Origin of the sequence: Leclercia sp. 119287 (assembly GCF_009734485.1) — a bacterium.
GTDB classification, from domain to species: Bacteria; Pseudomonadota; Gammaproteobacteria; order Enterobacterales; family Enterobacteriaceae; genus Enterobacter; species Enterobacter adecarboxylatus_C.
Genome location: NZ_CP046445.1, coordinates 2,638,133 through 2,656,506, shown reverse-complemented (window position 1 = coordinate 2,656,506; position 18,374 = coordinate 2,638,133). Strand labels below are relative to the sequence as shown.

Below are 18,374 nucleotides of genomic sequence, written 5' to 3'. Positions count from 1 at the left end.
GCTTGCACGGGCCTACGAAATCATGGTTTTGTAGGTCGGGTAAGGCGTAGCCGCCACCCGACACCGCAAACCGCACAGGCGTAAAAAAACCGGGCAATATGCCCGGTTGGTTGTTACTGCGCCTCTTTCTTCTTGCCCAAAGACGGGGTTTCGTCGAAGAAGTTCCAGGGTTTAAGCAGGGTATGCACCCACTCGGTCGGCATGATGGGCCACTCTTCCGCACGCGCCACGTGGGTGGTGCCGGTGGTCATCCATACTACGTTATCCTGATTATCCAGCGACTCGTTGTCCTTACTGAACTGGCCCAGACCGGTGTCCTGGGTAGAGCGGTTCGGGAATTTCCCTTCCGGGTACATCTCGTTTGGATGGTAGCGGGTCACCCACAGCTGTTTATCCATAAAGCTCAGGCGGTGATAGATCCACTCGTCCGGGGCGAATTTCGCGCCGGTGGCGACCGGGTGCGTACCGCCCGCGTACGGGATGATCTGGTAAGAGACCGGGTTGCCCATGCGGTTTTCTTTGCTGGTGTTGCTCAGCAGACGAATGGTGCCCGGGTCAAACTTCTGCGCCGCCTGCTGCTCGGTATCAATGTTGTACTGATTGATCTGCAGGGTACTGGTACGTGGGCCGCCGGCGGTGTTCGGCTTCACCTCCGGATCCATCGCCACCAGGCTGTTGTTCGTGCCATCCACGTCCATATCCAGACGGAAGTTATAGATATGCTGGTGGGTGGTGCCGACGATATTGTGGTCGATCAGGGTGCCGTACTTCGTATCCTCTTTCGCGCTCGGGTCGTGCATGGTTTTCGCCGTCACGCCTTTCACCGCTTCGATGCCGGTTGCCCCGGCATCAATGCCGATGGTGCCGTTTTCATGGAAGATCCAGTCGAAGATGTAGTCGTAGTTCCCCACGGTGCTGATCCAGCGCACCACCAGCTCACGACGTTCGGTGCTGACGTTCGGCTGGTTCATCTCCTGGTGCTTATACTCCGGCCCGGCGTAGCGTTCGAAAATCGCCATCGCCCGTGGGATTTCCATTGGTGCCCCGGTGTAATCCGGGATGGTCTGATTCAGCAGCACGGCGTTGGACGGCACATCTTTGCCGCGCACCAGCGGGGAGGTCAGGGTACCCATGCCGTAGTCGCCAGAGTCCAGATAGGCCTTGAAGTACCAGCCGACGTCCGGGTCGCCGTAAGGCACGATCATCCCGCCGAGCGATCCTTCGTACATCACCTGGCGTTTTTTGCCGTTGTCGTTAAAGGTGACGGTGGAGATGATGGGCCCGACGCGGGAGTCGAGGCTCAGGTGGAAGTCCCAGTTCTGCCAGTGGATCATGTTGCCGGTAATGGTGTAGTTCTTACCTTCCGGCTCGGTGATCTCCAGCGGCTTATGCGCGACTGGCTCGCGGTCGCGGCCGTCATAAGGGCGGGGCTCCATCGGCACCGGGACGATCGCCCCTTCTTCGATTTTGATAATTTTCTTCTCGACCAGGTCCACCACCGCGACCAGGTTTTCAATCGGGTGCGCCCAGTAGTTGCCGTCGCCAATATCCAGATAGCTCACCACTTTCAGCAGGCGATCTTCCTGCTTCAGGCCATCTTTACCGTCAAAGTAGCCGACGGTCAGCGGGGTGGTCATCACCTTGCTCGGGTCGTTGATCCCGCGTTTTTTCAGCGCGTCGGCATACTCCTGGCTGCCGGTGACGATCTTCTGTACCGCCATAAAATCATCCAGCAGCACCATGCCGTGCGCATCCTTGATCGGCTCCCAGTGCAGGATTTTCTTATCTTTCAAATCCACCCGTGCTTCGATAATGAATTTGCCGTCCAGCATGGTGATATTGGCTTCACGCGGCGCATCCACCGCCGTGCCGTTCAGCACGAAGTCCCACACTTTGGCTTTGTCTGGCTCGGCCAGCGCAATCTGGGTAAAGCGGGTGTTGGGTTTGAAGTCCGGCGAGGCTTTCACAATCCCGACGGCCTGTTTAATTTCATCCGGGGATAACGCATTCAGCGGGTGCGGTGTCTTTTCCACCTGGAAGGTCTGGTCGAGGCCGGACTGGAACACATCGTTAACAAAGGTATCAGAGATCCAGGCCTTATTGTCTTTCATCACTAACGGCGCCTGCAGGGTGAGCGACTTGCCGTTGACGATGGCGGTATTCGCACCTGGCTTCACTTTGATGAAGGCCCCGTCTTTGGTGATGGTGTAGATCTGGGCATAGTCGTCCCATTTCACATCAGCGCCGAATTCGGTCAGGGTTTTATCCATCTCGACCATATGCGCTTCACCACCGTGAGCCAGCACCTGACCGGAAAAGAGACAAGCAACGGCCAGGGCCAGCGCCGTTTTACGTGGAGAAAAGATTGAGGAGCTTCCCATGATTAACCTCTGTTGTATGTGTTGTTATCCACTCGGGACCGCTGTTCTGCGCGCGGTTTATTCAATGCCAACATAGCAATAACGCTGTGCGTACCGTTTGCCTGCATTTGCCAGATGTTTTGTCAGATGTGCCAGAAGCCGGGTAACGTGCGCGACGTTACCCGGAGGGAGGGGGATCAGGCGTTAAAATCGCCGTGCTGACGGGAGACGAGAGTCAGGATGGAGTAAAGGGCCACCGGCTGCTGGTGCTGGTTGAAGATCTCCACCGACCACTCCACCACGCCGGTCGGTTTCTCTTCCGCCGTGCGCTGTTTCTTCAGCGTTTTGCGCTTGCAGGTCAGACGCACCTGGATGGTATCGCCCGGTTTAACCGGCTCAATAAAGCGCAGGTTCTCCATGCCGTAGTTGGCGATCACCGGCCCGACGCCCGCATCGACGAACAGCCCGGCGGCAGCGGAGATCAGGAAGTAACCGTGCACCACGCGCTCGCCAAAAATCGACTCCGCCGCGCCAATCTTGTCCATGTGGGCGTAGAAATGATCCCCGCTCAGGCAGGCAAAGTTGACGATGTCGGTTTCGGTCAGGGTGCGGCGCGGGGTCAGCAGGCTGTCGCCCGGCTGCAGCTCCTCGAAATATTTGCGGAACGGATGGACGCGATCCTCCTGCACCTGGGCGCCGCGCACCCACTGCTGGCTGATGGCGGCCAGCATGCTCGGGCTGCCCTGGATCGCGGTGCGTTGCAGGTAGTGCTTCACCGCCCGCAGGCCACCCAGCTCTTCGCCGCCCCCAGCGCGACCGGGACCGCCGTGCACCAGCTGCGGCAGCGGGGAGCCGTGGCCGGTGGACTCTTTGGCCGACTCTTCGTTGAGGATCTGGATACGGCCGTGAGCGCGCGCGGCCCCGGCGATAAACTGACGCGCCAGGCGCAGATCGGCGGTCACCAGCGTTCCGGCGAGGCTGCCTTCCCCGGCACGGGCCAGCGCCATGGCATGGTCGCGGGTTTGATACGGCATCAGGGTCGCGACCGGGCCAAAGGCTTCGGTGGCGTGCACCGCCGGGGTTTCATCCGGCTGTGGACAGAACAGCAGTGTCGGCGGGAAGAAGGCCCCGGCGGCGTGCAGGTCGGCTTTACCGCCCAACAGGGCCTGGCAGCCCGCCGTCACTAAGGCATCCACTTTCTCCTGCACGTCAGCGCGCTGTTCGGCATTGACCAGCGAACCCATCTTGATCCCTTCCTGCGCCGGGTCGCCAACAGCCACTTTTTCCAGCCGGGCGATCAGCGCCTGGCTGACGGCCTCCACCTGCGCCTGCGGCACGATGATGCGGCGGATGGCGGTACATTTCTGTCCGGCTTTGGCCGTCATCTCCCGCACCACTTCACGGATAAACATGGCAAATTCCGGCTGCTCCGGGGTGACGTCATCCCCCAGCACGCAGCAGTTCAGGGAGTCGGCCTCCATGGTGAAGGGAATCGAACGGGCGACGATGTTCGGATGTACGCGCAGCATCTGGCCGGTGACCGCGGAGCCGGTAAAGGTCACCACGTCCTGGCTGTCGAGCTGATCGAGCAGATCCCCCGCACCGCCGCAGATCAGGCTGATGGCGCCGTCCGGCACCAGGCCGCTTTCAACAATCGCTTTCACCATCGCCTGGGTAACCTGCGCCGTGGCGGTGGCCGGTTTGATGATGGCCGGCATCCCCGCCAGCCAGGTTGGGGCCAGTTTTTCCAGCATTCCCCAGCACGGGAAGTTAAAGGCGTTGATATGGACGGCCACCCCAGATTTCGAGGTCAGGACGTGACGGGCGGCAAAACCACCCTCTTTCGACAGGGGGATCAGCTCATCTTCCGGCCACAGGGTATCGTCCGGCAGTTCACGACTGCCGAGGCTGGCGAAGGTGAAGAGGGTGCCGATCCCGCCCTCGATATCCACCCAGCTGTCGGCGCGGGTCGCCCCGGTCTGGGCAGAGAGGGCATAGAACACCTCTTTCTGGCTCAACAGATGTTTTGCCACCGCTTTCAGCATCGCGGCGCGCTCGATGAAGGTCATGGCGTGAAGGGCTTCACCGCCTTTCTCAATGGCGTAACGACGCGCGGCGGCCATATCCAGCCCTTCGCTGGTGACCTGCCAGAGGGTTTCGCCGCTGATGGCATGCTGAATAGTGCGCTCACGGCCCCGGCCAGACTGCCAGGTGCCGGACAAAAAGCTGGCTAACTGCTGCATTTTTCTCTCCAGGTGGTTCGTGATTTAGCTATAGATAGTTTGATTATGAATCATAAAATGCAAGTGATGTTTTAATGATTTGTTAACATTGTGATCTTGTCTGGCTATTCCCGTTCCAGGTTTCCTACCACCAAAGGGGCTTCGAAAAAGGCTTGCGAGCCACATCACAAAATAAGCAAACACTCCTTGGGGTTATATTTAACCTTTGTGTAACTTTTAAGAAACGAAGTGATTCATCATTTAGTGAAACTTACTGTTTATACGAATCATAAGGGTGATGACGTGACGGAAGAACAACGCTTTGAACAGCGAATCGCGCAAGAGACGGCCATCGAGCCGCAGGACTGGATGCCTGACGCGTACCGCAAGACGCTGATCCGCCAGATTGGTCAGCATGCCCACTCCGAAATTGTCGGCATGCTGCCGGAAGGCAACTGGATCACCCGCGCCCCGACGCTGCGCCGCAAGGCCATTCTGCTGGCGAAAGTGCAGGACGAAGCCGGGCACGGTCTCTATCTCTACAGCGCGGCGGAGACGCTGGGCTGCGCCCGGGAAGACATCTACCAGAAGATGCTCGACGGCAAGATGAAGTATTCCTCCATCTTCAACTACCCGACCCTGAGCTGGGCCGATATCGGCGTGATTGGCTGGCTGGTGGATGGCGCGGCCATCGTTAACCAGGTGGCGCTGTGCCGTACCTCCTACGGTCCCTATGCCCGGGCGATGGTGAAAATCTGTAAAGAAGAGAGCTTCCACCAGCGTCAGGGCTTTGAGGCCTGCATGGCGCTGGCCCAGGGCAGCGAAGCCCAGCGCCAGATGCTGCAGGACGCCATTAACCGTTTCTGGTGGCCGGCACTGATGATGTTTGGCCCGAATGACGACAACTCCCCGAACAGCGCCCGCAGCCTGGCCTGGAAGATCAAACGTTTTGGCAACGACGAGCTGCGTCAGCGCTTCGTCGACAACACCGTGCCGCAGGTGGAGATGCTGGGGATGACCGTCCCGGATGCGGATCTGCACTTCGATGCCGAAAGCGGTCACTACCGTTTTGGCGAGATCGACTGGCAGGAGTTTGACGACGTGATCAACGGTCGCGGCGTCTGTAATCATGAACGCCTGGCCGCCAAGAATAAAGCCTGGGAAGAGGGGACGTGGGTGCGCGAAGCCGCACTGGCGCACGCAGAAAAACAACATGCCCGCAAGGTTGCGTAAGGGGAATCACAATGAGCAAAACATACTGGCCGTTGTACGAAGTGTTTGTCCGTAGCAAACAGGGGCTGTCCCACCGTCACGTCGGCAGCCTGCACGCCGCCGATGACCGCATGGCGCTGGAAAACGCCCGCGATGCTTACACCCGCCGCAGCGAAGGCTGCTCGATCTGGGTGGTGAAGGCGAGCGAAATCGTCGCCTCGCAGCCGGAAGAGCGCGGCGAGTTTTTCGATCCGGCGGAAAGCAAGGTCTACCGTCATCCCACCTTCTACACCATCCCTGATGGCATCGAGCACATGTGAGGTCGGGGATGAAAATGTTAACGCACTATGTTCTGCGTCTGGGTGATAACGGCCTGGTGCTCTCCCAACGTCTGGGGGCCTGGTGTGGCCACGCCCCGGAGCTGGAGATCGACCTCGCGCTGGCCAATATCGGCCTCGACCTGCTGGGCCAGGCGCGCAACTTCTTAACCTACGCCGCCGAGCTGGAAGGGGTGGGCGACGAAGATACGCTGGCCTTCCAGCGCGATGAACGCCAGTTCAGCAACCTGCTGCTGGTGGAGCAGCCGAACGGCAACTTCGCCGACACCATTGCCCGGCAGTACTTTATTGACGCCTGGCACGTGGCGCTGTTTACCCGTCTGACCCAGAGTCGCGATCCCCAGCTGGCCGCCATTGCCGCCAAATCCATCAAAGAGGCCCGCTACCACCTGCGCTTCAGCCGCGGCTGGCTGGAACGCCTGGGCAACGGCACCGCCCTCTCGGCGCAGAAAATGCAGCAGGCGGTCAACGACCTGTGGCGCTTTACCGCCGAGCTGTTCGAGGCCGACGAGATTGACCAGGCCCTGGTGGCGGAAGGTATCGCCGTCGATCCCCGCAGCCTGCGCGAAGCGTGGGAAGCGGAAGTGTTTACCGGGCTGAACGCGGCGACGCTGAGCGTGCCGTCTGAGTCCGCCTACCGCAGCGGCGGCCGTAACGGGCTGCACACCGAACATCTGGGACCGATGCTGGCAGAGATGCAGTATTTGCAGCGCGTTTATCCCGGGCAGCAGTGGTAACGCAGGAGAGCACTATGCAACATGCCGTCGAACTCACACCCGCCGCCGTCCCGCAGATTTGGTCCCTGTTGAGCCAGATCCCGGACCCGGAGATCCCGGTGCTGACCATTACCGATCTGGGCATGGTGCGCAGCGTTACCCCGCAGGGTGAAGGCTGGGCTATCGGCTTCACGCCGACCTATTCCGGCTGTCCGGCTACCGACCATCTGATGGGGGCGATCCGCGACACGCTGACCACCCACGGCTATGCCCCGGTGCAGATCACCATCCAGCTCGACCCGACCTGGACCACCGACTGGATGACCCCGGATGCCCGGGAGCGCCTGCGCCAGTACGGCATCAGCCCCCCGGCCGGTCATAGCTGCCATGCGCATCTGCCCGCCGAGGTGACCTGCCCGCGCTGCGCCAGCACCCGCACCACCATGATCAGTGAATTTGGTTCCACGGCCTGCAAGGCGCTTTATCGCTGCGACAGCTGCCGGGAACCTTTCGACTATTTCAAATGTATCTGAGGTCGCCATGACAACGTTTCATTCCTTAACGGTGGCAAAAGTAGAACCCGAAACCCGCGATGCGGTGACCATCACCTTCGCGGTTCCCCGGGCGTTGCAGGAGGCGTATCGCTTCCGTCCCGGCCAGCATCTGACCCTGAAGGCCCATCTCGCGGGCGAAGAGCTGCGTCGCTGCTACTCCATCTGCCGCAGCGTTCAGCCGGGCGAGATCAGCGTGGCGGTGAAAGCCATCGACGGCGGCCGCTTCTCGCGCTATGCCCGGGATGAGATCAAACAGGGGATGGCGCTGGAGGTGATGGTGCCCCAGGGCCATTTTGGCTACCAGCCGCTGGCAGAACGGGAGGGCTGCTACCTGGCGATTGCCGCCGGCTCCGGCATCACCCCAATGCTGGCGATCATCTCCAGCACCCTGAAAACCGAACCGAACAGCCAGTTCACCCTGATTTACGGCAACCGCAGCAGCCAGAGCATGATGTTTCGCCAGGCGCTGGCCGACCTGAAGGACAGCTACCCGACGCGCCTCCAGGTGGTAAACATCTTCAGCCAGGAGACGCTGGACAGCGAGCTGCTGCATGGCCGCATCGACGGTGAAAAGCTCCAGGCGCTGGCGAAACACTTAATCGACTTCAGCCAGTTTGACGAAGCCTTTATCTGCGGCCCGGCGGCAATGATGGACGAAGCTGAGCTGGCGCTGAAAGCGCTGGGGATGCCGGAAAAATCGCTGCATCTGGAACGCTTTAACACCCCGGGCACCAGCGTGAAACGCGCCCACACCGTGCAGGTGGAAGGGCAGAAAGTGACGGTGCGTCAGGACGGACGCGACCGCGAGATCGTCCTCACCGCTGACGACGAAAGCATTCTCGACGCCGCCCTGCGTCAGGGCGCGGATCTGCCGTACGCCTGTAAAGGCGGGGTCTGCGCCACCTGCAAATGCAAAGTGGTGCGTGGAAAGGTGGACATGGTCACCAACTACAGCCTCGAGCCGGACGAACTGGCGGCGGGCTACGTTCTGAGCTGCCAGGCCCTGCCGCTGACCAGCGACGTGGTGGTGGACTTCGACGCGAAGGGGATGGCATGAGCGACCTGATTATCACCCGTCAGGGGCGGGTGCTGCACCTGACCCTGAACCGCCCGGCGGCGCGCAACGCCCTGAACAATGCCCTGCTGAGCGAGCTGGCGACCACCCTCGAAGCCGCGGCAACCGATAGCGAGGTTTCGGTGTGCGTAATTACCGGCAACGAACGCTGCTTTGCTGCCGGGGCCGATCTCAACGAGATGGCCGAAAAAGATCTGGCCGCCACCCTGAACGACATTCGCCCGCAGCTGTGGGCGCGGATCAACGCCTTCAGCAAACCGCTGATTGCCGCCGTGAATGGCTACGCGCTGGGCGCGGGCTGCGAGCTGGCGCTGCTGTGCGATGTGGTGATTGCCGGGGAAAACGCCCGTTTCGGTCTGCCGGAAATTACGCTGGGCATTATGCCGGGCGCGGGCGGGACCCAGCGCCTGATCCGCAGCGTCGGCAAATCCCTCGCCAGCAAAATGGTGTTGACCGGCGAAAGCATCACCGCCCGTCAGGCCCTGGCCGCAGGCCTGGTGAGCGACGTTTATCCCGATGCCCTGACCCTGGAATATGCCCTCCGGCAGGCAGGGCTGATGGCGCGCCACTCGCCGCTGGCATTGCAGGCGGCGAAGCAGGCGTTACGCCAGTCTCAGGAGGTGGCCCTGCAGGCCGGGCTGGCCCAGGAGCGTCAGCTCTTTACCCTGCTGGCGGCCACCGACGATCGCCGCGAGGGCATTGATGCCTTCCTGCAAAAACGCACCCCCGAATTTAAAGGACGCTAACCATGGATTTCATTCTGAGTCACGTTGAGCAGGGGGTCATGACGATCACCCTGAACCGCCCGGAGCGTCTCAACAGCTTTAACGAGGAGATGCATCAGCAGCTGGCGGCGTGCCTGACCCAGGCCGAGCGCGACGACAGCATCCGCTGCCTGCTGGTGACCGGGGCCGGGCGCGGCTTTTGCGCCGGGCAGGATCTTAACGACCGCAACGTCGACCCGAACAGCCCCGCGCCGGACCTCGGGATGTCGGTGGAGAAATTTTACAACCCGCTGGTTAGGCGCCTGGCAAAACTGCCTAAGCCGGTGATCTGCGCGGTCAACGGCGTCGCCGCCGGAGCCGGTGCCACCCTGGCGCTGGGCTGCGATATCGTCATTGCCGCCCGCTCGGCGAACTTTGTGATGGCCTTCAGCAAGCTCGGTCTGGTGCCGGATTCCGGCGGGACCTGGCTGCTGCCGCGCCTGACCGGCCGCGCCCGGGCCATGGGCCTGGCCCTGCTGGGGGAGAAAATCAGCGCCGAGCAGGCCCATGCCTGGGGAATGATCTGGCAGGTGGTGGATGACGCCGAACTCACCGACACCGCCCGCCAGCTGGCCGTGCATCTGGCATCGCAGCCAACCTTTGGCCTGGGACTTATCAAGCAGGCGATCAACGCCGCCGAAACCAACACCCTTGATGCCCAGCTGGATCTGGAGCGCGACTATCAGCGCCTGGCCGGACGCAGCGCCGACTACCGCGAAGGCGTCAGCGCCTTCCTCAACAAACGTGCGCCGCAGTTTACGGGGAAATAAGATGACGACAATTCATACCGTGGCGGTGATTGGCAGCGGCATCATGGGGGCCGGGATCGCCGAAGTGGCGGCCAGCTACGGCCATCCGGTGCTGGTGTATGACATCAATGCCGACGCGATTTCCCGCGCCATCGACGGGATCCGCACCCGGCTTGAGTCCCGCGTGGCGCGCGGTAAGCTGAGCGCTCAGGCGAGCGAGCAGACGCTCCAGCGCCTGATGCCGGTGACCGATATTCACGCCCTGGCGGCGGCCGACCTGGTGATCGAAGCCGCCTCCGAGCAGATGGCGGTCAAAAAAGCGCTCTTTGCCCAGCTGGCGGAGATCTGCCCGGCCAAAACGCTGCTGACCAGCAATACCTCCTCTATTTCCATTACCGCCATTGCCGCCGACCTGCGCCACCCCGAGCGCGTGGCCGGGCTGCACTTCTTTAACCCGGCCCCGGTGATGAAGCTGGTGGAGGTGGTGAGCGGGCTGGCGACCTCCGGGGAAGTGGTGGAACAGCTGAGCCAGCTGGCGGTGAACTGGGGTAAACAGCCGGTGCGCTGCCAGTCCACCCCGGGCTTTATCGTCAACCGCGTAGCGCGTCCGTACTATGCCGAAGCCTGGCGGGCCCTGGAAGAGCAGGTTGCCGCCCCGGAAGTTATCGACGCCGCGCTGCGCGACGGCGCGGGCTTCCCGATGGGGCCTCTGGAGCTGACCGACATGATCGGCCAGGACGTTAACTTCGCCGTCACCTGTTCGGTATTCAACGCCTTCTGGCAGGAGCGCCGTTTTCTGCCGTCGCTGGTGCAGCAGGAGCTGGTCCTGGCCGGGCGCTTCGGCAGGAAGAGCGGGCAGGGCGTCTACAGCTGGCGCAGCGAGAAGCCTGTCGTGAACTGGCTGGAGCCCGTCAGCGATACCTACAGTGCGATGCAGGTCCAGCGGAAAAGTGACGGTGTCACCGAAATTGACGGCCTGCTGCTGATCGAGACCCAGGGCGAGACCGCCCAGGCGCTGGCGAACCGTTACGGCCAGCCGGTGGTGGTGTGCGATCGTCAGGAAGGGGATGTCGCCGTCATTGCGGCTGCGGCCAGCAATCCGGCTTCCGCCACCCTGAAAGCGGTGTGGCACCTGCAACAGCAGGGCAAGCGCGTCCTGCAGGTGGCCGATTATCCCGGCCTGCTGATCTGGCGCACGGTGGCGATGATCGTCAACGAAGCGCTCGACGCCCTGCAAAAAGGGGTCGCCAGTGAACAGGATATCGATACCGCCATGCGCCTCGGAGTGAACTACCCGCGCGGCCCGCTGGCCTGGGGAGAACAGCTTGGCTGGCAGCGTCTGCTGCGCCTGCTGGAAAACCTGCAACGCCACTACGGTGAAGAACGCTATCGCCCGTCATCCCTGCTGCGCCAGCGTGCGCTTCTGGAGAGTAGCTATGAGTCATAACGCCTGGCGCAACGCCCGCGCCATGTATGAAAACGATGCCTGCGCCCAGGCCTATGGCATCGACATTATTGAGATGGACGAGGGCATGGCAGTACTGACCATGACCGTCACGCCGCAGATGCTCAACGGCCACAAAAGCTGCCACGGCGGCCAGCTGTTTACCCTTGCTGACACCGCCTTCGCCTACGCCTGTAACAGCCAGGGGCTGGCGGCGGTGGCCTCGGGCTGCACCATCGATTTTGTGCGTCCGGCCTTTGCCCACGACAGGCTCACCGCCACCGCGCAGGTGCGCCATCAGGGGAAACAGACCGGCGTGTACGACATTGAAATTGTTAACCAACAGCAGAAAACCGTTGCCCTGTTCCGTGGGAAATCCCACCGCATCGGCGGCACTATTACAGGAGAAGCATAATGCGTGACGCCTTTATTTGTGACGGGATCCGTACCCCCATCGGCCGCTATGCCGGGGCATTGTCCGGCGTGCGCGCGGACGATCTGGGCGCTATCCCGCTGCGCGAGCTGCTGGCGCGTAACCCGGGTCTGGACGCGGAACGCATTGATGACGTGATTTTTGGCTGCGCCAACCAGGCGGGGGAGGACAACCGCAACGTGACGCGCATGTCCCTGCTGCTGGCCGGGCTGCCGCAGACCGTCTCCGGCACTACGCTGAACCGCCTGTGCGGCTCCGGCCTCGATGCGCTGGGCTTTGCCGCCCGCGCCATTCGTGCCGGTGATGGCGACCTGATGATTGCCGGTGGCGTGGAGTCGATGTCGCGCGCGCCCTTCGTGATGGGCAAAGCCACCAGCGCCTTCCAGCGTCAGAATGAGATTTTTGATACCACCATCGGCTGGCGTTTTGTGAACCCGCTCATGGCCCAGCAATTCGGTTCTGACAGCATGCCGGAAACGGCAGAGAATGTAGCAGAATTGTTACGGATTTCCCGCGAGGACCAGGACGCCTTTGCTTATCGCAGCCAGCAGCGCACCGCCCAGGCCCAGGCCAACGGCATCCTGGCCCAGGAGATCGTCCCGGTGATGATTAAAGGCAAAAAAGGGGCAGTGACAGAAGTCATGCATGACGAGCATCTGCGCCCGGACACTACCCTGGAGATGCTGGCCGGGCTGAAAGCGCCGTTCCGCGCCGGGGGCGTGGTCACCGCGGGCAACGCGTCCGGCGTGAACGACGGCGCTGCGGCGCTGATCATCGCCAGCGAAGAGATGGCGGCAGCGCAGGGCTTAACGCCGCGTACCCGCATCGTGGCGATGGCGACTGCCGGTGTTGAACCGCGTCTGATGGGGCTGGGCCCGGTGCCTGCCACCCGCCGCGTGCTGGAGCGCGCCGGTCTGAGCATCAACGATATGGACGTTATCGAACTGAACGAAGCCTTCGCTTCGCAGGCGCTGGGCGTGCTGCGCGAGCTGGGGCTGCCGGACGATGCTCCCCATGTGAACCCCAACGGGGGCGCCATTGCCCTGGGCCATCCGCTGGGAATGAGCGGGGCCCGTCTGGCGCTGGCCGCCAGCAACGAGCTGCATCGTCGTAAAGGGCGCTATGCGCTCTGCACGATGTGCATTGGTGTCGGTCAGGGCATTGCCATGATCCTTGAGCGTGTCTGAACAATTATAAAAAGTGAGTACCCTACAATGACAATCACAATGACAGCAGCGACAACGACAACGACAGCGGCCACTCAGCTTGACCCGATCGAAACCGCCTCCCTGGATGAGCTGCAGGCCCTGCAAACCCAGCGCATGAAGTGGACGCTGGAACACGCCTATAACAACGTCCCGATGTACAAACGCAAGTTTGATGCGGCGGGGGTCCATCCTGACGATTTCAAAGAGCTCGCGGACATTCGCAAGTTCCCGTGCACCACCAAACAGGATCTGCGTGACAACTATCCGTTCGACACCTTCGCGGTGCCGATGGAGCAGGTGGTGCGTATTCACGCCTCCTCGGGCACCACCGGCAAACCGACCGTGGTCGGTTACACGCAGAACGACATCGATAACTGGGCCAACATTGTGGCCCGCTCCCTGCGCGCCGCCGGTGGGAGTGCGAAGGACAAAATCCACGTTGCCTACGGCTATGGCCTGTTCACCGGCGGGCTGGGTGCGCATTACGGTGCCGAGCGTTTAGGCGCGACGGTGATCCCGATGTCCGGCGGCCAGACCGAGAAACAGGCCCAGCTGATCCGCGATTTCCAGCCGGATATGATCATGGTGACGCCGTCCTACTGCCTCAACCTGATCGAAGAGCTGGAGCGCCAGATGGGCGGCGATGCCAGTAAATGTTCCCTGCGCGTCGGCGTCTTTGGCGCCGAGCCCTGGACCCTGGCGATGCGCCGCGAAATCGAGAAGCGCCTCGGGATCACCGCGCTCGACATCTACGGCCTGTCCGAAGTGATGGGCCCGGGCGTGGCGATGGAGTGTATCGAAACCGCCGACGGCCCGACCATCTGGGAAGATCACTTCTACCCGGAGATCGTCAACCCGAACGACGGCACGCCGCTGGCCGACGGTGAGCAGGGCGAACTGCTGTTCACCACCCTGACCAAAGAGGCGCTGCCGGTGATCCGCTACCGCACCCGCGACCTGACCCGCCTGCTGCCGGGCACCGCCCGCACCATGCGCAGGATGGATCGCATCAGCGGGCGCAGCGACGATATGCTTATCATCCGCGGCGTAAACGTCTTCCCGTCCCAGCTGGAAGAGGAGATCGTCAAGTTCGAACATCTGTCGCCGCACTACCAGCTGGAGGTGAATCGCCGGGGCCATCTTGATTCGCTTTCGGTGAAGGTGGAGCTGAAGGAGAGCAGCCTGACGCTGACCCACGAACAGCGTTGCCATGTGTGCCACGAGCTGCGCCACCGCATCAAATCGATGGTGGGGATCTCCACTGACGTAACCATTGTGAACTGCGGCAGCATCCCGCGTTCCGAAGGCAAAGCCTGCCGCGTCTTCGACCTGCGCAAGGCCGCCGCCAACGGCTAACCCCCGCCTGCTGACCCTCTCCGTATTGGGGAGGGTCAGGCTTTTGGCGCTATGCTATGATTCATCCGGAATAATAATCACAACAGAATGAATCATATGAGTAAACTCGACGCCTTTATTCAGCACGCGGTCAGCTCCGTTCCCGTCAGCGGCACGTCGTTGATCTCCTCCTTGTACGGTGATGCGCTCTCCCATCGCGGCGGGGAAGTCTGGCTGGGTAGCCTGGCGGCCCTGCTGGAAGGGATGGGATTTGGCGAGCGCTTCGTGCGCACCGCGCTGTTCCGCCTGAACAAGGAGGGCTGGCTGGATGTGATCCGCATCGGCAGACGCAGCTTTTACCGGCTAAGCGACAAAGGGCTGCGCTTGACCCGGCGGGCAGAGGCGAAAATTTATCGCGCCGAGCTTCCGGCCTGGGACGGCAAATGGCTGCTGCTGCTGTCCGAAGGGATGGACAAAGCCACGCTGGCGGATGTGAAAAAACAGCTCATCTGGCAGGGCTTCGGCACTCTGGCGCCCAGCCTGATGGCTTCGCCGTCGCAACAGCTGGCGGACGTACAGACCCTGCTGCACGAGGCGGGCGTGGCCGAGAACGTGATCTGCTTTGAGGCGCACTCGCCGCTGGCGCTTTCCCGCGCCGCGCTGCGCTCGCGGGTGGAGGAGTGCTGGCAGCTCAGCGAGCAGAACGTCATGTATGAAACCTTCATCGACTCGTTCCGGCCGCTGCTGCCGCTGCTGCGTGAAGCCACCCCGGAGGAGCTGACGCCGGAACGCTGCTTCCAGATCCAGCTTTTACTGATCCATTTTTACCGCCGGGTGGTGCTCAAGGACCCGCTCCTGCCGGAAGAGTTACTCCCATCGCACTGGGCAGGCCAGACGGCCCGCCAGCTGTGCATCAACATTTATCAGCGCGTGGCGCCAGGGGCGCTGGCGTTTGTCAGTGATAAAGGGGAGACCAGCGTTGGCGAACTGCCATCGCCGGGCTCTTCATACTGGCAACGCTTCGGCGGCCTGACGCCTGCGTAAAGGAGGTAATGTGCCTGTATATCAAATCGATGGGATGACCCCGGTCGTTCCGCCAGAGAGTTATGTCCACCCGACCGCGGTGCTGATTGGCGATGTGATCCTCGGCAAGGGCGTCTACGTGGGGCCCAACGCCAGCCTGCGCGGTGATTTTGGCCGTATTGTGGTGAAGGACGGGGCCAATATTCAGGATAACTGCATCATGCACGGTTTCCCGGAACAGGACACGGTGGTGGAGGAAGAGGGGCACATCGGTCATGGTGCCATTCTGCATGGCTGCATCATCCGCCGGAATGCGCTGGTGGGGATGAATGCGGTGATCATCGACGGGGCGGTGATTGGCGAAAACAGCATTGTCGGCGCCGCCGCGTTTGTGAAAGCGAAAGCGGAAATGCCAGCCGACCATCTGATCATCGGCAGCCCGGCCAAAGCGATTCGCGTCCTGAGCGAGCAGGAAAAAGAGTGGAAGAAGCAGGGCACCCGGGAGTATCAGACGCTGGTTGAACGTTGCAAACAGACGATGCACCAGGTCGAGCCGCTGCAGGAGGTGGAGCCGGATCGTAAGCGGCTGGTGTTTGATGAGAATCTGCGCCCGAAATCGTCCAGCTGAGCGGCTAAACGCCTTCCCAAACGAGATCGCGATCACGTAATTATCTGTTTTAATGATATTAAACAATAAAATATAACAGTGCGTGATTCGGGTGTTGACAGTGCATCTATAATGAGTAAATTAGAACTCAGCACCGGAGAGAAATAAATGCTTAACGGTGCGGTAATAAAGCAGTAATGAGATGCGATAAAGGCCACGAAGTAGTGTAGTTTGGGTCCTGGTAATAAGTAAACGCCAGTGTGAACACGCTTTCAGGCCATGCAGTAAATCAGTACGATCGCATGATGGGGAAGTCAACGCGATGATGTAAGGCCTTGTTTCAAAGAGTAATGGTCGCGATCCGGGGACGTAAGTATGGCGTTAAGAATATCGCGACGCAATTAAGGCAACGCATCAAGAGTATATATCGCGTGGGTGATGTACACGACAGGACATGATGTTATTTCACATACTTATCAAAGGAGGTAGCGTTAACTGGTTTAAACGGTAATCCTGTGAGAATACGTACATCTTTGAAGTTGTAGTGTGTAATTAAGTTGATGAATGTTAATTATTAATTTGGTAGTACCCTAAAAGCCCCGGCAATATAGCGCTAGGGCTTTTTCATTTCTGCGCGGTTATTTCCCGTTCCGCTGTTGATGGCGTAAAAACGACCATTTAATGTGCAGTCAGTTCGTAAAAGAATGCGGGGTTCGCCTGGATAGTGGCCAGTACTTTTGCCGCAAGGCCGGTTGGGTTACGCCGTCTGGATTCCCAGCTTTTGATGGTATCGACGCTGGTGCCCAGCGCTTTTGCCATTTCCGCCTGGGAAACGTTAAGCTGCTCTCTGATCGCTTTGACATCGGCAATCTCATAGCGGGTAACGCGGGCAGGGGCTTTGGTGCCGTTTTTGATGTCGACTGCCTCTTCCAGGGACGTTTTCAGCTCGTCAAAAAAATTCATTTTAGACCTCGTTTTTCAGTAAGGTTGTCAGCTTTTTTAGTTCAGCCTTTTCCGCATCAGTCAGATTCTCTTTGGCGCTTTTCGGATAAGCGAGCACCAGCCAGATAATCTCCCGTGTCGCCAGGAGGTAAATCACCCTGGCGCTACCGCTTTTACCCTGAGTACCCGTTGCCATCCGGACTTTTCGCAGCCCACCGGTATGCTGGATGACATCACCTTTGTCCGGAAATGCAATCAGCTCTCTCTGTAGCGCCAGGAGTTCATCATCTGTAGCAATCTGTTTGATCTGCCGTGTAAACAGTGATGTCTCGATAAATTCTATTGAATGGCACACGATTCTCACTCCATGTAAGGTACCATGTACACCTTTTAGTGTACATAGTACAGGTCCATAAATATTTTGCTGTCAGAGCTCGAGTCAACTCAAATGACCTCTGCTACTCGTCGGCATTGTATGAAGTGTGGGGATATCGTGCTGAAAAGCGTGCTGATTCTACGAGGCGTCTCGTAAAGATGCGGGGAAGGCAGGGGGAATAAAAAAACTCCCACCAGGCGGTGGGAGTGGGAAATCTTATGCAGCCACCAGGCTGTCGATCGCGGCTTTCGCGTCGTTCTGCGCTTTGGTCGCCACTTCCGGACCGTAAGCGATACCTTCAGCGAACACGAAGTTCACGTCGGTGATGCCGATAAAGCCCAGGAACACGGACAGGTACGGCGCAATCAGGTCGGTTGGGGTATCTTTGTGAATACCGCCGCGGCTGGAGAGCACAATTGCACGTTTACCGGTCACCAGGCCTTCAGGGCCTTTCTCGGTGTAGCGGAAGGTTACGCCAGCGCGCGCCACCAGGTCGAAGTAGTTTTTCAGCTGGGTCGGGATGTTGAAGTTGTACATCGGGGCGTTAATCACGATCACGTCGTGCGCTTTCAGCTCGGCAATCAGCTCATCGGACAGCGCCAGCGCTTCCTGCTGACGTGGGGTCAGTGGCGCATCGCTCGGACGCAGGGCACCAACCAGTTCACCATCCAGTACCGGGATTGGCTGAGCGGCCAGATCGCGGACGGTAATTTCATCACCGCTGTGCTGTTCACGCCACTGCTCAACGAAATAATCAGACAGCTGACCAGACTGAGAGTACCCTGCCAGAATACTGGATTTAAGAACTAATACTTTGCTCATGGGTGATTCCTTTTTTGTATTTGATGAGGGGGGTTGCCCCGTTGCTTGCTGACACTCTATTCACAATCCTGCCGCAGGGATAGCGCAATATATCGAAGTCTATGTTCGAATTTTTTGAATAAGGCGTAAAAATCGTCGATGTGGTACTCTATATCAATCATTAAAAAGAGATTTTATCCGGCAGTGCACTGCCC

Annotated in this window: 18 protein-coding genes; 13 read left to right on the top strand and 5 right to left on the bottom strand. The window is 60.1% G+C overall.

Features of this window, described 5'->3' with window-relative positions; translation table 11 throughout:
* Positions 1-113: 113 nt before the first annotated feature.
* Positions 114-2,381 (bottom strand): primary-amine oxidase, encoded by a 2,268-nt coding sequence (gene tynA, locus GNG27_RS12775; protein WP_156263929.1) that lies wholly within the window; start codon positions 2,379-2,381, stop codon positions 114-116.
* A gap of 176 nt (positions 2,382-2,557) precedes the next feature.
* A complete protein-coding gene (paaZ, locus tag GNG27_RS12770; protein ID WP_156263928.1) occupies positions 2,558-4,603 on the bottom strand; it encodes a phenylacetic acid degradation bifunctional protein PaaZ in 2,046 nt (681 codons plus the stop codon).
* 282 nt (positions 4,604-4,885) lie between these two features.
* Between paaZ and paaA the strand changes: the two genes are divergently transcribed.
* From paaA to paaY, 13 genes are all read left to right on the top strand, one after another.
* The gene (gene paaA, locus GNG27_RS12765; protein WP_231600397.1) at positions 4,886-5,815 is read left to right on the top strand and encodes a 1,2-phenylacetyl-CoA epoxidase subunit PaaA; all 930 of its coding nucleotides are present in this window, start codon (positions 4,886-4,888) and stop codon (positions 5,813-5,815) included.
* An 11-nt stretch (positions 5,816-5,826) separates the two neighbouring features.
* Positions 5,827-6,114 (top strand): 1,2-phenylacetyl-CoA epoxidase subunit PaaB, encoded by a 288-nt coding sequence (gene paaB, locus GNG27_RS12760; RefSeq protein WP_032611057.1) that lies wholly within the window; start codon positions 5,827-5,829, stop codon positions 6,112-6,114.
* Positions 6,115-6,122: 8 nt separating this feature from the next.
* Positions 6,123-6,869: a 1,2-phenylacetyl-CoA epoxidase subunit PaaC gene (gene paaC, locus GNG27_RS12755; RefSeq protein WP_156263926.1), complete on the top strand. Its 747-nt coding sequence runs from the start codon at positions 6,123-6,125 to the stop codon at positions 6,867-6,869.
* A 14-nt stretch (positions 6,870-6,883) separates the two neighbouring features.
* Positions 6,884-7,381 carry a 1,2-phenylacetyl-CoA epoxidase subunit PaaD gene (gene paaD, locus GNG27_RS12750; RefSeq protein ID WP_156263925.1) on the top strand — a complete coding sequence of 166 codons (498 nt, stop codon included), beginning with the start codon at positions 6,884-6,886 and terminating at the stop codon, positions 7,379-7,381.
* Positions 7,382-7,388: 7 nt separating this feature from the next.
* Positions 7,389-8,459: a 1,2-phenylacetyl-CoA epoxidase subunit PaaE gene (gene paaE / locus GNG27_RS12745; RefSeq protein ID WP_142489670.1), complete on the top strand. Its 1,071-nt coding sequence runs from the start codon at positions 7,389-7,391 to the stop codon at positions 8,457-8,459.
* On the top strand, positions 8,456-9,223 hold the full coding sequence (gene paaF / locus GNG27_RS12740; RefSeq protein WP_156263924.1) for a 2,3-dehydroadipyl-CoA hydratase PaaF: 768 nt from the start codon (positions 8,456-8,458) through the stop codon (positions 9,221-9,223). The genes paaE and paaF overlap by 4 nt, the downstream gene beginning before the upstream one ends.
* 2 nt (positions 9,224-9,225) lie before the next feature.
* Entirely contained in the window at positions 9,226-10,011 is a 786-nt protein-coding gene (paaG, locus tag GNG27_RS12735; RefSeq protein ID WP_156263923.1) for a 2-(1,2-epoxy-1,2-dihydrophenyl)acetyl-CoA isomerase PaaG, read from the top strand.
* 1 nt (position 10,012) lies between these two features.
* Positions 10,013-11,437, top strand: a complete 1,425-nt coding sequence (paaH, locus tag GNG27_RS12730; protein WP_156263922.1) for a 3-hydroxyacyl-CoA dehydrogenase PaaH — start codon at positions 10,013-10,015, stop codon at positions 11,435-11,437.
* On the top strand, positions 11,427-11,849 hold the full coding sequence (gene paaI / locus GNG27_RS12725) for a hydroxyphenylacetyl-CoA thioesterase PaaI (protein ID WP_156263921.1): 423 nt from the start codon (positions 11,427-11,429) through the stop codon (positions 11,847-11,849). Before paaH ends, paaI begins: the two co-directional genes overlap by 11 nt.
* Entirely contained in the window at positions 11,849-13,054 is a 1,206-nt protein-coding gene (pcaF, locus tag GNG27_RS12720; RefSeq protein WP_156263920.1) for a 3-oxoadipyl-CoA thiolase, read from the top strand. Before paaI ends, pcaF begins: the two co-directional genes overlap by 1 nt.
* Positions 13,055-13,093: 39 nt before the next feature.
* On the top strand, positions 13,094-14,431 hold the full coding sequence (paaK, locus tag GNG27_RS12715; RefSeq protein ID WP_142489664.1) for a phenylacetate--CoA ligase PaaK: 1,338 nt from the start codon (positions 13,094-13,096) through the stop codon (positions 14,429-14,431).
* Between the two features lie 87 nt (positions 14,432-14,518).
* Entirely contained in the window at positions 14,519-15,454 is a 936-nt protein-coding gene (paaX, locus tag GNG27_RS12710; protein ID WP_142489663.1) for a phenylacetic acid degradation operon negative regulatory protein PaaX, read from the top strand.
* 10 nt (positions 15,455-15,464) lie between these two features.
* The gene (gene paaY, locus GNG27_RS12705; protein WP_156263919.1) at positions 15,465-16,061 is read left to right on the top strand and encodes a phenylacetic acid degradation protein PaaY; all 597 of its coding nucleotides are present in this window, start codon (positions 15,465-15,467) and stop codon (positions 16,059-16,061) included.
* 657 nt (positions 16,062-16,718) lie between these two features.
* On the opposite strand, the gene nadS is transcribed toward paaY, so the two are convergent.
* The 3 genes from nadS to azoR form a co-directional block, all read right to left on the bottom strand.
* Positions 16,719-17,003: a NadS family protein gene (gene nadS / locus GNG27_RS12700; protein ID WP_156263918.1), complete on the bottom strand. Its 285-nt coding sequence runs from the start codon at positions 17,001-17,003 to the stop codon at positions 16,719-16,721.
* A gap of 1 nt (position 17,004) precedes the next feature.
* Positions 17,005-17,337 (bottom strand): type II toxin-antitoxin system RelE/ParE family toxin, encoded by a 333-nt coding sequence (locus GNG27_RS12695; protein WP_156263917.1) that lies wholly within the window; start codon positions 17,335-17,337, stop codon positions 17,005-17,007.
* A 237-nt stretch (positions 17,338-17,574) separates the two neighbouring features.
* On the bottom strand, positions 17,575-18,180 hold the full coding sequence (gene azoR / locus GNG27_RS12690) for an FMN-dependent NADH-azoreductase (protein ID WP_142489659.1): 606 nt from the start codon (positions 18,178-18,180) through the stop codon (positions 17,575-17,577).
* Positions 18,181-18,374 lie beyond the last annotated feature (194 nt).